The following is a 13892-nucleotide window of genomic DNA, read 5'->3' on the forward strand; positions in this document are numbered from 1 at the left end:
GCCGCTATCGGCGTGCGCATGTTGCAGGCTACGCGCTACGGCCCGCCTTTTCGGTCTTACGCCGACTCCTCGTACGAGGCATCATGCGCGACGCGTGGTCCGGTGACCGGGGGCACCACGGGACGCGGGAACCGGGGTCGGACAACCTGCCTTCTGGGGCAACTGGACAAGGGCTCCGGCGCTGGCCAGTATGGAACGCGGATCGGTGATCGGACTCACGCCTGCCAAAGAGCAGCGCAAGCCGGCCCCTCTCGAGCGCCTTGGGGTTGACCAGTGGACGAGCTGTTCGGGCGGGAAGAGGAATGCGATCGGCTGACGGCAACCCTCGACGCCACCCGACGTGGGATGAGCGCGGTCGTGGTACTGCGGGGCGGACCCGGGACCGGCAAAAGCGCACTCCTCGACCACCTTCATTCCCTGGCCGGCGGCGGTTTCGAGATCATGCGCTTCGACGCCGTGGAATCGGAGGCCGAGCTCGGTTTCGCCGCACTGCACCAGTTGCTCAGACCCCACCTGGCCCAACTTCCCAAGCTGCCCGATCCCCAGCGTGAGGCACTCTGTCAGGTCTTCGGGCTCCAGGAGCGGACCAGCCCGCCCGACCGCTTCCTCGTCGCGCTCGCCTCGCTCGGGCTGCTGGCCGTACGCGCCGACGACAGACCGCTACTGTGCCTGGTGGACGACGCCCACTGGCTCGACGAGGAGTCCGCCGCGGCGCTCGCCTTCGTGGCCCGTCGTCTGTACGCCGACTCGGTGGCGATGGTGTTCGCCGTACGTGACCAGGTCGACCGTGTCGACCACCTTGCGGGGCTTCCCGAGCTGATCGTCGCCGGCCTCGGTACGGATGCGGCCGGCCGGCTGCTGGAATCGGTGGTCCCTGGCGTCCTCGATCCCGATGTACGCATCCGGATCATCGCCTCCACAGGAGGCAACCCTCTCGCCCTGATCGAGGCGGCCAGGGAACTGGGTAGCGATCAGCTCAGCGGTGAGGCGCCGTTGCCGGAGCCCGTCCCCCTCGGTCGGGCGCTGGAACGGGTCTACCTGCGCGAAGCGTTGGCGCTGCCCCCGCAGACACGGACTCTGCTGCTGACCTCCGCGGCCGATCCCACGAGTGATCCCAACGTGCTGTGGCGGGCGGGTCCGGAGCTGGGTTACGACGCCGCCGCCGCGGCGGCCGCCGAGGAGCGGAACCTCCTCTCGATCCGCGAGACGGTCAAGTTCCGCCACCCGCTGATCCGGTCGGCCGTCTACTACGGCGCCCCGGTGGCGCAGCGTGCGAGGGTCCATGCCGCCCTGGCGGACGTCGCGGGGGACCTCGGCGAGATCGACCTGCGCGCCTGGCACCTGGCGGCTGCGGCGACCGATCCGGACGACGTCGTGGCCACTGAACTCGAACGTGCTGCGGAGCGCACCCGCGATCGCGGTGACTGGACCGGCACTTCGACCCTCTTGGTGCGAGCAGCGTCCTTGACGTCCGACCTGCCCACCCGTGCTCGTCGCCTCCTGGGCGCGGCGGAGGCCAGTGCCGTGGCCGGCTCACCCGGGAGAGCCCAGGCCCTGCTCGACGAAGCGGCCGCCTACCGCGAGGACCAGTGTTACAACGGCCTGGTACAGCGCGTGCAAGCGCGGATCCACCGGCTGACGGGCGCCCCGGCGGCCGCGACCTACGCCTTGCTGACGGCGGCCCGGGAACTGGGCCCTGTCGACATCCGGCTGGCTCGCGACATCCTCGTGGAGGCACTCGTCCAGGCGCAGATCAGCGGCTCACTCGCGCCGCAGGGGGCATCGTGCCGCAGCGTCGCCGAGACGGTTCGCTCCCTGCCGCTGCCCGCCGGGATGCCGGCCACGACGGGCGATGTGGTGCTCGAAGCCGACACGGCGGTGCATCTCGACGGGCTGCAAAGCGCCGGCCCGATGCTGCAACGGGCCGTCGACGCGGTACGGCACGAGAGGGCGACGGCTCCCGAACTGTTCCAGTTGCTGGCCGCGGCCTGCTCCCACGCGACCATGCTCGGCGACGACCTCGCCCTGCACGAGCTGGCCTGGCGGTTGCATGCGGAAGCCCGGCGCCAGGGCGCCGTCATCCCGATGGCCTTGGCCCTCAGCCACACGGCACTGTCCGAACTGATCGCCGGACGCCTCGCGGAGTCGGAGCGCCTGTTCGACCAACGCGCCGTGCTGGAGGAGGCCCGAGGCTCGCAGCTGCACCTCGGTGCCCTGCTCATCGCCGCGTGGCGCGGCCGGTTCGAGGAAGCCCGCGCGCTGACGGAGGCCGTCCAGGAGCACGCCGCCCGCACCGGCCAGGGATATCAGCTTGTCTTCTGTGACTACGCGCGCAGCGTGGTCGAGCTGAGCCAGGGCCGGTATCACGAGGCATACCTCAGTCTGGAGGGCCAGATCGGGGACACGTGCCAGGTCAAGTTCGCCGTTGTCGACATGGTCGAGGCAGCGATCCGCTGCGGGAAGGACGACGAGGCGACGCACCTGGTGGAACGCCTGTCCCGACTGGCCGACAGGACACCCGTCCCGGGCCTGCTCGGAGACCTTGCCCGCGCTCAGGCGCTGACCACCGCCGATCCATCGGCGGCGGAAGCGCTCTACCTGCGGGCCATCCAGCACCACGAGGACGCCCGGGGGCCGTCGCGCAGGGCACGGAGCCATCAGCTCTACGGGGAATGGCTTCGCCGGGAACGCAGAACCAAGGAGGCCCGTTACGAGCTGAGAATCGCCTACGAACTCTTCGACGACATGGGCGCTCAGGGCTACGCCGCCAGAACAGAGCAGGAGCTGTCGGCGGCCGGTGATCCGGTTCAGCCCGGTGCGAGGGCCCGGAACGGCGGCAGCGACCTGACTGCCCAGGAGGCCCGTGTCGCCCGTCTGGCAGCCGGCGGGGCCACGAACGCGGAGATCGCGGCCCAGCTGTACCTCAGCGTGCACACCGTGGACTACCACCTGCGGAAGGTGTTCCGGAAGCTCGATGTCCACTCCCGGCGTGAGTTGTCGGACCAGCGAGATTGCATCACCTCGGCATAGTGGGCGTGCCGCCGGTCAGCGGACGGATATCGCCGCGTTCAGGATGACCTTGTCGACGGCGTCGGGCCGGGTGAGGCTCACGTCGTGGGCGGCACGGAACGTGGTGGGTTCGGCACGGGCGCGGCCGGCCATGAACTTCTGGCACGCAGGGGAGATGGCGTGATCGTTAAGGGTGACCAGGTCCCAGCTGGGGATGGTCTTCCAGGCCGGCTCCCCGTCGAGTGGTTCGGCGAAGGTGCTCTGCGCCAGTGGGCGCTGGGTCAGGGCCGCCTCGGTCGCCTTGGCGAAGATCTCCTGGAAGGTGTCCGGGTTGATGTAGAGGTCGGCGCCGGTGCCGCCCGGTGCGGAGGCGTCAGGGTACGTGCGGAGCATCGCCCTCTCCTTCCGTCGAGTCGGGGTGCGACATCGCGGACGCTTCCCTCACTTCAGTCTGTGAGTAATCCCGTGTCACGCGTAGTGGTGGAAGGACGCGATCACGCGCCCGAGACCACACGTAGTGGAATCGGCTGCCGACTACGGAACGCACGGGATGCCCCAGCACGCCCTTCGTCGGAGTGTGGTCTTCAGGGCGGCCTCTTCAACCAGGCAGCGAACGGTGACCGCCTGCACCCGCCCCGGGAATCGCCGCACGGCCGCGGCCGCCGGGAGAAGCGAGAGGAAAAGGACCAATGACGTCACCCGTATCGTCCGCCACCGTGGTGCTCGTGCACGGTGCGTTCGCGGACGCATCGAGCTGGTCACGCGTCGTACGCCGCCTGAGTGCGGCGGGCGTGACGGCGGTCGCGGCACCCAACCCGCTGCGGGGGCTCACCGCCGACGGTGAGTACATCGCGAGCCTCGTGAGCCAGATCGAGGGACCTGTGCTGCTGGTCGGCCACTCCTACGGCGGCCCGGTGATCACCTACGCGTCGGCCAAGGCCGAGAACGTCAAGGGCCTGGTCTTCGTGGCCTCCTTCGGCGTCGCCCAGGGCGTGTCCACCCTGGGCTCGAACGAGGGTTTTCCGCCTGCCGAGCTGGACACGGCACTGCTGCCGCGCACGTTCCCGCGCGGCGAGGAGACCGGCACGGAGTTCTACATCCAGCCCGAGCACTTCCACTCGGTGTTCTGCGCGGACCTGCCCGACGACGAGGCTGCCGTGCTCGCAGTCAGCCAACGACCGGCTGCCGACGTGGCGTTCGGCGAGACCCTGGCCGTGGAGCCGGGTTGGAAGAAGCTTCCGAGCTGGTTCGTCGTCGCCGGCGCGGACCACGCGATCAACCCGGATGCCGAGCGTGCCGCGGCCAAGAGGATCGGGGCGACCGTCACCGAGATCGACGGCGGCTCCCACGCCATCGCGCTCTCCCACGCGGACGAAGTGGCTCAGGTCATTCTCGGAGCACTCGCCGAGATCGGCTGATCCCCGGGGCGGGGCTCCGAACGTGGAGACCGGCACGTGGAGACCGGCACGTGGAGACCGGCACGTGGAGACCGGCACGTGGAGACCGGCACGTGGAGACCGGCACGTGGAGACCAGCACCAGGAGGGTAGCGCCATGCAGGATCTGCTCGCTCGGGCGGTTCAAGCCCACGGCGGAGTCGAGCACTGGCGCACGCTGTCCTCTTTCCGCGCCCGAGCACATGTCTACGGTGCCATCTGGGCGGTCAAGGGTGCCCAGGGCCTCTTCGACTGCATCGCCATCACCGGAGCGACACACGAGCCACGCCTGACCATCGCTCCGTATCCTCGACCCGGACTTCACACCACGTGGGAACCGCAGCGCCAGACCATCGTGCAGGACGACGGTGCCCTGGTAGCCGAGCAGCCCCATCCCCGGGCCCGGTTCGACTCCCACACCCGGCAGACACCGTGGGACGACTTCCATGCCGCGTACTTCGCGGCGGAAGTCCTGTGGAACTGCCTCACCGTCCCGTTCCACCTTCTGCGCGACGACGTCCGCACCGAGGAGGCGAAACCATGGCGTGAGGAGGGAGCGGTCTGGCCGGCCCTCCATGTCACCTATCCGGACGCATTCGCCTCCCCGTCGAAGCAACAGACCTTTTACTTCGACGGGGAGGGCCTCTTGCGGCGTACCGACTTCGGTTTCGATCTGCTCGGCCCCAGCCCAGCGGTGCACTACGCCTCGCGGCACCGGCATTTCGACGGGATCATCGTGCCCACCCGGCGCCGGGTCTACGTACGCAACCCGGACGGCTCGCGGGCTCGCGAATCCACCTCTCTCGCGATCGACATCGAAGACGCGTACTTCGCCTGACAGGCAGGGCCGGAAATGAACAACGAAGCGCGAATGTCCGGGAATCCCGGCGAACGGTGGATGGCGATCATCAGGCGTGACACGCTGCAGGAATTCGCTTCCGCCTTCACCGACGACGTCGAACTGGCGCTGTCCACCGCCGAGGACCCGATCGTCGGACCACCGGCGGTGCGCCACTTCTTCGGCATCACCCGAACCATGTACGACAGCATCGCGTTCGTCCACGAGACCACGAACGGAAAGCGGACCTACCTCGAATGGGAGGGCGAGTTCCTCGGCGAGCCGGTCTCGGGGGTGACCGTACTGGCCTATGACGACGAAGGGCTCATCCGGGCAGTCCAGCTCTACCACAAGCCCTTCCAGCAGGTCGTCGCCTTCGCCGCCGGACTCTCCAGGCGTCTTTGGGCCCAATGAAGTTCACCAGAGTGCCCGGCTTCTCCGGGCGAGGAGTGGAAATGAGCGACCTGCTCGCAGAAGTCATCGAGGCGCATGGCGGCGTCGAGCGGTGGGAGCACCTCACCACCGCGACGGCCACGATCGTCAGCGACGGCGAGCTTTTCTCGGCCAAGGGTCTGCCCCAGGACCTTCAACCTCGCCACATGACCGTGAGTCTGCACGAGGAACATGCTTCAGTACGCCCCTTCGGAGCCCCCAAGCAGCGATCGGACTTCACGCCCGGTCGCATCGCGATCGAACGCGCCGACGGCACCGTCGTGGCCGAACGCCTCGACCCACGGCAGGCGTTCGCCGAACACACCCTGGAAACTCCCTGGGATCCCTTGGACCGCGCCTACTTCAACGGCTACGCACTGTGGACGCACATGACCACGCCGTTCTTCATGACCATGAAAGGCATGCTCGTGGAGGAAATGGAGCCGTGGAAGGAGTCGCCGACCGAGCGATGGCGCCACCTGCGGGTCTCCTTCCCGGACGACATCGCAAGCCACAGTACGATCCAGGACTTCTACTTCGGAGAAGACCTTCTGCTCAGGCGCCACGACTACCACGTCGATATCGCCGGCGGTTTCGCGGCCGCCCAGTATGTGTACGACATCGAGGAAGCGGACGGGATCAAGTTCCCCACCAAGCGCCGCGCGTATCTGCGCGGATCCGACGGGCATCCCGTCCACGATCACCTCAGGGTCAGTATCGACCTGAGTGACGTGCACTACTTCTGACAGCAACTGCCAAGCGGGGCCTCAGTCCTTGCCGAGGAGTGCGCGCACATGCGCGACGATTTCGTCGTTGGTGTAAGCGTGGCCGCCGATGCCCCAGCCCCCGGGGACCGCCTCGGTCAAGGCGACCCAAGTGCGTTCGGCCAGCGAGGGATCGCCGGATGCCTTGGCCACCAGCTCGGAGATCTCCTTGACCAGGCCGAGTTGCTGCTCCCGGTTCAAGGCGTCGGCGTTGGTGGTCACGGTGACGCGGACGTGGTCGCTGCCGCCACCGGCGGTGGAAAAGGAATCAGCGTCCAGCTCGTGGACGAAGGCGGCCGTATTGTCGGTGAAGAACGGGATGACGGGCACCTTTTCCCAGCGCATGACGGCTTGAGCGAGTTCCTGTGCAAGTCCCTTGCGGTCCTCGATGACTCCCCGGGCGGCGTACACGTCGATCATGGGCATGAGAAAAATCCTCGCTTTGGTGAGTGCCTGCCGGTTGTGGCTCCGCAGGGTCGCGGAACTGCGATCATGACCGTCCTGGGCAGCAGCCGACATCACGCGACGCACGTAGTCCTGGCGAACTGGCACGTAGGGGGCCTGGGGCGCGAGCACTGCAGGCAGGCAGTCCCCGGGTCCTGATGACGGGACGTCTTTTGGCCCGTTCGCACCATGGCCCGTCCGGGGACGGCGCAAAGTCGTGCCTGTTTCCATTTCCGTCACCCCCGCCCGCCCATAACCCTCTGAGTCCCGATGCGGGCGGCAGAGGCAACCGGCGGGCAACACCGACGAGCCTCTTCTGCACGAGAACTGGGTGGTCAGGCCATGAAGCCGGACGGCCGATCCTTCTACGTCACCGCCCTCTTCACTGCTGCGAGCGGACTACGAGCGGCACGTGGTGCCGCGCCCAGGCCTCGACTACACCACGGTGAAAGGCGACCGCGAAGCGGCAGACGCGTTCCTCGACGCGCTCGATCTCATCTGCAGAGGCAGAGCGGCAGGGAGGCCGCCTCGGGGCGCATCGTTCACTCCTTCACTCCTTCACTCCTTGCGATCGTAGGTCGCCAACGTGGTGAGCTTCCTCCTCTCGGACGAAGCCGCCTTCGTCACCGGCTCCGTGTACGAGGTCAACGACGGCCAGACCCAACTGTGAACGCCGTGCGACGGAGGCATTGGCAAAGGGCTGTCTCGTCGACGACCGCGCCCAGGAGGTCTGGACGGCCGGGCAGCTTGGGCGGGGAGCCCGGACCGGGGCGCGGAGTGGGTCTCCTGCGCCCCGAAGGCCTGCGCGAGTGCGCGCAGCCGCTCCGCCCGGACGGCGAGGTGGTCCTGGAAGCGACCGGGAACGTATGGCTGCCTGACGAGGTCACCGGGCGCCGCCGCAGATTGGCGGCTACCAGGGGCGGACGAGGACGGTGCCGACCTTGCCGGGCCGTACCGCGTGCTCCACGGCGTTGGCCACCTCGCCAAGGCCGTACGTAGCGGCCACGTCGAACAGGTCGTTGAGTGCCAGCGCGATCTGCTTCGCGGTGGCGACGTCGGAAGCCCGCCTCTCGGCGGAGGCCTCGGACAGCCATCTGCCGATGTTCTTGCCCCGCAGCGTCAGCGACTGGTGCAGCAGCGTCGACGCATGGAGCGAGATCGGCTCCTCGGCGATCTGCCCGTAACTGACCAGCTTCCCGCCCGGCGTCAACAGGTCCAGAAGGCTCTCCGCCAGCTTCCCCCCGATCGGGTCGAAGGCCACACTGACCGGACGGCCGCCGGCTGCCTTGCGGACCTCGTCGGCCCAGCCCGGATTCTCTGTTGCCACGACCGGCACGTCCGGGAACCGCTTGCGCAGCTCGGCGGCACCGCGCTCGCTGCGGACGACGTTGACGAGCGGCAGGTTGTGGAACTGGAACACGCCCGTCACCAGCCGCCCGACCGACGAGCCCGCGGCGGTCTGCACCAGAAGACCGTCGTATCCGAGGGCCAGGTGCTCCTGCGCCTCACGGCGCAGCATCACCGTGGTGAGCGGGTTCACCAGCATCTGCGCGGCGACCTCGTCCGACAGTTCGTCCGGTACGGCGACAACCACGTCGGCATCCGCGACGATCCACTGGGACCACGCCCCTGGGTGGGGGAAGACCGATACGCGGGCGCCGACCTCGACACCCGGCGCCACGCGCGTTCCCGGGCCGATCCCCTCGACCACGCCGGTGGCCTCCACGCCGGCCGGAAGCGGCTCTGCAGCCTCCCCTGGGTAGGCCTCGACGGCCTGGAGATCTCCAGGGTGCACCGGGAAGGCCGTGGTGCGGATGAGGACCTGACCGCCCCCAGGCGCTGCCGGCGCCGGCTCCTCGATGACGGTCAGGACGTCGGCGGGCAACCCGCCACGGGTGCAGACGACACGACGGTTCATGATGCTCCTCGTGCGCACGGGTGTGTGTGGGCGGTGACCGAGACGTCGGCCTACGTCCTGCAGCAGCAGGTGCTTTGCGCTGAGCGCACCGTGCAGCCGCATCAGCCGCCCGCCCATCGCTGGAAGGCCGTGCGGGCTGCCCGGCATCGGCTCCTGCAGCCGACCCGGCGGTGTGCCCAGCCTGCAGGGACTTGTGGAGGGAAGCGTGCGACTCTGCTCGTCAGGGCAGGTCACCGCTGAGGGTGCTCAGTGACCACCCTTCCATGCTCACCAGCGCGCACCGGGACCGCATCACGTGGAGTGCGTGGTTCTGATGGCCCGTGCCTACGCGACGTGGGCGCCGGGCGGCCGACGACGCGGCGCGCGGCAGGTCAGGGCGCCGGCGCAGGGAAACGGGGCGACTGGGTCAGGTGCGGGGCGACCAGGGCGTCGGGGCGGAGGAAACGGCTCAGCTGCCTGTCGGCGACCGTCGCCGGAGCGTCGGCCGCCGCTGCCGGCGCATGCGCGGGAAGCACGCCTTCGTCCCCGTCGGCTGCGGAGAGAGGTGGGAAGGCCATGTTCGGCAGGATGGGGCTGCAGCCCACCGCTCGGTGGCCGTCAAAGCGGATCAAGCCCAGGCCAGGGACCAGGTGCCCGCGCGTGACATCCTGCGCGAGACCCTGATCACCTGATCAACCAGCCACTACGTAGTCGTGTGCTGAGCACCACCACGGACCCCACATGATGTGGTGCCGGGCCGTTGGCGCCAGCATGAGTGGGGAGGCGGCGCTCTCGGCTGCACCGCCTCGGTCCGGACTGCACACGCCCCTACGGGGGAACCGTGAAACGAGGTGTCCGATGGAGATCAATGGGTCGGTTGCGCTGGTGACCGGCGCGAACCGGGGTATCGGCCGGGCCTTCGCGCACGCTCTGCTGGCACGGGGTGCCGCCAAGGTGTACGCGGGTGTCCGCAGGCCCGAGGACTTCGGAGAGCCCGGACTGGAACCACTGCGCCTGGACGTCACCGACACGGACCAGATCGCGGCCGCGGCGATGACGGCGTCCGACGCGACCATCGTGATCAACAACGCCGGCATCCAGGCCGGGCCGGGCCTGCTGGAGGGGTCTTTGGAGGGCGCGCGGCAGGAGCTGGAGGTGAACTATCTGGGCACCTGGGCGGTTTCGCGGGCTTTCGCGCCCGTCCTCGCCGCCAACGGTGGCGGAGCCCTGGTGAACATGCTGTCGGTGGCCTCCTGGCGGGCGAACAACCGGTTCCCCGGTTATGCGGCGTCGAAGGCTGCCCAATGGTCGCTCACCAACGCGCTGCGCGTGGCACTGCGTGAGCAGGGGACGCTGGTCGTCGGTGTGCATGTGGGGTACGTGGACACTGACGCCACCGCAGGAGTCGAGGCTCCGAAGGTGGAGGCTGCGGAAGTGGCGGCACAGACCATGGACGCGATCAGCCGCGATGAGCCGGAGGTACTCGTCGACGAGACCGCCCGCCGGGTGCGCGCCGCACTGTCCGGTCCCCTGGAACTCCTCTACCCGAGCGCCTGAACGAGCTGGCGCGGGGTGAGTGGAGACCGGCCGTACCCGGAAGCGGAGCAAGGGCGAGGGCAGAGTGATGAACACGAGTGCGGACTTCGATGTCGTCGTCCTGGGAGTCGGCCCGGGCGGATATACGTGGCGGCCATCCGTGCGGCGCAGCTGGGGCTGCGCACAGCCGTCACGGAGGGCCGGTTCTGGGGTGGCGTCTGCCTGAACATCGGGTGCATCCCGGCGAAAGCGCTCCTGCGCAATGCCGAAGTCGCACAGATGTTCCCGCGTGACGCGGAGAAGTTCGGGGTGAAGATCAGCGGGGACGTGAGCCTGGACTACCGGGCCGCCTACGAGCGCAGCCGGGTGGTCGCCGAGGGACGCTCGAAGGGCGTCACGTACCTCATGCGCAAGAACAAGATCACTCAGTTCGAAGGTCGGGGCACCTTCCTGGATCCCCACACCATGCAGGTACGGATGAACGACAGCGAGGCGACGCTCTCCTTCCGCTCCTGCATCATCGCAACCGGAGCGACCGTGAAACTCCTGCCGGGGACGACGCTCGGCATGCGCGTCGTCACCTACGAGGAGCAGATCCTCGCCGACAGCCTCCCGGCGAGCCTGATCATCGCCGGCGCAGGCGCCATCGGGGTCGAGTTCGCCTATCTGCTTCGGTCCTACGGCGTCGAGGTCACGCTGATTGAGTTCCTCGACCGGATCGCGCCGCTGGAGGATGAAGAAGTCTCTGCCGAACTCACCCGACGCTTCAAGCGGCAGGGCCGGCGGCAACGCCTGCCCGATCCGCTTCCAGCCCGAGAAGAGATCGCGAAGCTACGGGCCGAGCGCGACCAGCTGCGGCAGGCGGCCCGCCTTCACCTCGGACATCAACTCGACCAGGCCAACTCCCGGGACCTCGTCACACACGTCCAGGAGCTGACACAGGCCACCGCACACCTCGAAGGCCGCCTCCATCAAGCCACGGAGGAGAAAGCGCTCCTGGAAGGCCGAGTCAGTGAGCTCGAAGACGACCTCGCGGCTGCTCGCACCAGCCTCCGGAGAATGATCCGCGCGGAGAACGCATCGCCCGGCACTGAGTGATTTAGCAGGCCAAGTGGCTTGTCGTGCCGTTGAAGCCACTCTTCTTCGGCGGCACGACGCCGTGCGAGCCTGTTCATGCCGCCAGCGTGGTCGTTGACTGGCCGTCCTGGCCTCGCGCATCGTGGATCGAGTTCACGCTGCCGTCTTGGCTAAGCGCCCTCACGAGCGCGTCGAACCCACCGGCCGCGAAACGGTGAACCGCAACCCTGCACGGTGACCGCGTTGCATTCGAGCAGGTCAGCCACCCCAGGGACGGTCAGCCCCCGCCCCCTCAGGCGTATGCACTCCAGATGCAGCCTGGTGCCCGGTGAGAGATCACGTGCTCGCAGCCGCTCACGCACCTCGCATCCCTGATCAGACGTCAACTCCACACGCAAAGCTCCGACATGGGCAGCCCATGCTTACCTCCTATCCGAACCACAGCCCATATCACCGAGACCGCTTAGGGCGCGTATCTGGTTTTGATCAAGGGGTGGCCCGCGCGAGCTCCTTGATCCAGATCATCGAGCCGCGCAGGTGGACTCCGGCGAGGTAGCTCTTGGGTGTCTTGTCGTAGCGGGTGGCGATGCCTCTCCACGCCTTGAGCTTGTTGATCAGACGCTCGACTGTGTTCCGCTCTTTGTAGAGCGCGGTGTCGTGGCTGACGGGCCGGCCGCCCCGGCTGCCCTTCTTCTTGCGGTTGGCGGCCTGGTCCTTCTTCTCCGGGATGACCGCCTTGATGCGTCGTTTGCGCAGGTAGGAGCGATTGCCGCGGGACGAGTAGGCCTTGTCGCCGGCAGCAGCGTCGGGCCGGGTCCGGGGGCGGCCGACCGGCCCGGGCACCCGGACTTTCTTGAGTACCGGGATGAACTGCGGGCTGTCCGCCGCCTGGCCGGCGGTCAGGACGAAGACCAGCGGGCGGCACTTGCGGTCGGCGGCGACGTGGATCTTGCTGGTCTGCCCGCCCCTCGAGCGTCCGAGCAGGGCTGCTTTCAGGCGGGCCTTGTGCCGGCGCCGGATACGTCGCCGTTCCTCCCGCTCGGGATCAGCTAAAGCACCCTGCCCGTCTTGTCCTTCCGGACTGCCCCCTTTTGGCGGGCATTCTCCTCCTCGGCGGCCGCCTTCTCCAAGGCGGCCATGACCTCTTGGCCGAGGTGCATCCCGGCAGCGTCGTGGTGAGCCCGGGCGGTGGTGGAATCCACACTGACCAGGGACAAGTCCACCTCACCCCGCTTCGCGGCCTCCGCGATCATCCCCTCCAGAAGCGCCTCGAAGACCCCGGCGTCCCGCCACTGCCGGAACCGGTTGGACACAGTCGTCCAGGCGCCGAACTCACTCGGCACCTCACGCCACTGCGCACCCGCCCTGAACCGCCAGATCACTCCCTCGAACTGCTGCCGCAGCCGCTCCGGGTACGGACCCCGCTCGCCGACCGGCAGGTACGGCTCGATCAACGCCCACTCGGCATCAGTCAGTTGCGCACGCGTCATACACGACGATCTACCGGATCCACCCCACCGCGCGGGCCAGATCCGGCAGATTGATCGAAACCAGATACGCGCCCTAGCAGCGATCCTCATCTGGCCCCGGCGCTGCCCCGGTGTGATCAAAGACTGAAGAGTCGTCGGGCGTTGCCGGACAGGAACAGCTCGGTGGCCTCCTCGTCCAGGCCCAGTTCACCGAGGTGTTCCAGCGCTTGGCCAGGGGTGATCATGGGGTAGTTGGTGCCGAACAGCACCTTCCTGCGGCCCCGGCCGCGTAGGTAGTCGACCAGCTCGCGTGGGTAGCGCCGGACAGTGTAGGCGCTGGTGTCGATGTAGACATTGGCGTGCTTGTCGGCCACCGCAATCATCTCGGTGGTCCACGGGTAGCCGATGTGTCCGCAGACGATGGTCAGCTCGGGGAAGTCGAGCGCGACTTGGTCGATGTAGGGGATGGGACGGCCGGTCTCGGACGGGCGCAGCGGGCCGGTGTGCCCGACCTGTGTGCAGAAGGGGATGCCGAGGTCGACGCAAGCTGCGTACAGCGGGTAGTACAACCGGTCGGTGGGCGGGAGCTGCCACAGCCAGGGCACGATCCGCAGGGCCACGAAGCTGAGTTCCTGCACAGCGCGGCGCAGTTCCCGCACGGCATGAATCGGCCGCGTGAGGTCCGCGCCGGCCACCCCCCGCAGCCGTCCGTCGGACTGGGCGACGAACTCGGCCACTTCGTCGTTGCTGATCAGCGGCCCGTGGGGCCCGTACCAGGCCGCTGACAGCCCAACCTCGACACCGCCCGCGGCCATCGCGGCCACTGTGGCCTTGACCGGCAACGGCTCCTTCAGCAGCCCCTGGCCCGTCCATCGACGCAATGACTCAAACATCTCGTGGTTGGAGTGACGGAGCGTTGGGTGCTGCATCCACGCATCGATGACCGGCATCAAGTTCCCTGCCTCTGCTGGCGCCACCGGTTGTCCTGCAC

Annotated in this window: 11 protein-coding genes and 2 pseudogenes; 7 read left to right on the plus strand and 6 right to left on the minus strand. The window is 68.2% G+C overall.

Translation table 11 applies throughout. The features are described 5' to 3' along the window. Positions 1-273 precede the first annotated feature (273 nt). Positions 274-3030, plus strand: coding sequence for an AAA family ATPase (locus OG747_RS46155; RefSeq protein WP_405885340.1), 2757 nt, complete (start codon positions 274-276; stop codon positions 3028-3030). 15 nt (positions 3031-3045) lie between these two features. Here the strand turns inward: OG747_RS46155 and OG747_RS46160 are convergent, their stop codons facing one another. After that, entirely contained in the window at positions 3046-3402 is a 357-nt protein-coding gene (locus OG747_RS46160; RefSeq protein ID WP_405885341.1) for a hypothetical protein, read from the minus strand. 296 nt (positions 3403-3698) lie between these two features. Between OG747_RS46160 and OG747_RS46165 the strand changes: the two genes are divergently transcribed. From OG747_RS46165 to OG747_RS46180, 4 genes are all read left to right on the plus strand, one after another. Beyond that, positions 3699-4427 carry an alpha/beta fold hydrolase gene (locus tag OG747_RS46165; protein ID WP_405885342.1) on the plus strand — a complete coding sequence of 243 codons (729 nt, stop codon included), beginning with the start codon at positions 3699-3701 and terminating at the stop codon, positions 4425-4427. A gap of 135 nt (positions 4428-4562) precedes the next feature. Beyond that, positions 4563-5282 carry a hypothetical protein gene (locus OG747_RS46170; protein ID WP_405885343.1) on the plus strand — a complete coding sequence of 240 codons (720 nt, stop codon included), beginning with the start codon at positions 4563-4565 and terminating at the stop codon, positions 5280-5282. A gap of 33 nt (positions 5283-5315) precedes the next feature. Continuing rightward, a complete protein-coding gene (locus tag OG747_RS46175; RefSeq protein ID WP_405885344.1) occupies positions 5316-5696 on the plus strand; it encodes a hypothetical protein in 381 nt (126 codons plus the stop codon). Between the two features lie 41 nt (positions 5697-5737). Beyond that, on the plus strand, positions 5738-6460 hold the full coding sequence (locus tag OG747_RS46180) for a hypothetical protein (RefSeq protein ID WP_405885345.1): 723 nt from the start codon (positions 5738-5740) through the stop codon (positions 6458-6460). A 21-nt stretch (positions 6461-6481) separates the two neighbouring features. On the opposite strand, the gene OG747_RS46185 is transcribed toward OG747_RS46180, so the two are convergent. The 3 genes from OG747_RS46185 to OG747_RS46195 form a co-directional block, all read right to left on the minus strand. Next, positions 6482-7054, minus strand: a complete 573-nt coding sequence (locus OG747_RS46185; RefSeq protein WP_405885346.1) for a 4-oxalocrotonate tautomerase family protein — start codon at positions 7052-7054, stop codon at positions 6482-6484. Positions 7055-7832: 778 nt separating this feature from the next. Further along, entirely contained in the window at positions 7833-8840 is a 1008-nt protein-coding gene (locus tag OG747_RS46190) for a zinc-binding dehydrogenase (protein WP_405885347.1), read from the minus strand. A gap of 371 nt (positions 8841-9211) precedes the next feature. Further along, positions 9212-9397: a hypothetical protein gene (locus OG747_RS46195; protein ID WP_405885348.1), complete on the minus strand. Its 186-nt coding sequence runs from the start codon at positions 9395-9397 to the stop codon at positions 9212-9214. A 280-nt stretch (positions 9398-9677) separates the two neighbouring features. Here OG747_RS46195 and OG747_RS46200 point away from each other — a divergent pair, with 280 nt between their 5' ends. Together OG747_RS46200 and OG747_RS46205 are read left to right on the plus strand one after the other, a co-directional pair. Beyond that, positions 9678-10376, plus strand: coding sequence for an SDR family oxidoreductase (locus OG747_RS46200; RefSeq protein ID WP_405885349.1), 699 nt, complete (start codon positions 9678-9680; stop codon positions 10374-10376). 67 nt (positions 10377-10443) lie between these two features. Then, a pseudogene (locus OG747_RS46205) lies at positions 10444-11135 on the plus strand (FAD-dependent oxidoreductase); the annotation flags it as partial. 783 nt (positions 11136-11918) lie between these two features. On the opposite strand, the pseudogene OG747_RS46210 reads toward OG747_RS46205, so the two are convergent. Both OG747_RS46210 and OG747_RS46215 read right to left on the minus strand, forming a co-directional pair. After that, positions 11919-12922: pseudogene (locus OG747_RS46210) on the minus strand (IS5 family transposase). A 116-nt stretch (positions 12923-13038) separates the two neighbouring features. Beyond that, the gene (locus OG747_RS46215; protein ID WP_405885350.1) at positions 13039-13782 is read right to left on the minus strand and encodes an amidohydrolase family protein; all 744 of its coding nucleotides are present in this window, start codon (positions 13780-13782) and stop codon (positions 13039-13041) included. Between the last annotated feature and the right edge of the window lie 110 nt (positions 13783-13892).

The sequence above is a fragment of the Streptomyces sp. NBC_01384 genome (assembly GCF_045040035.1).
In the GTDB taxonomy this organism is placed as follows: Bacteria; Actinomycetota; Actinomycetes; order Streptomycetales; family Streptomycetaceae; genus Streptomyces.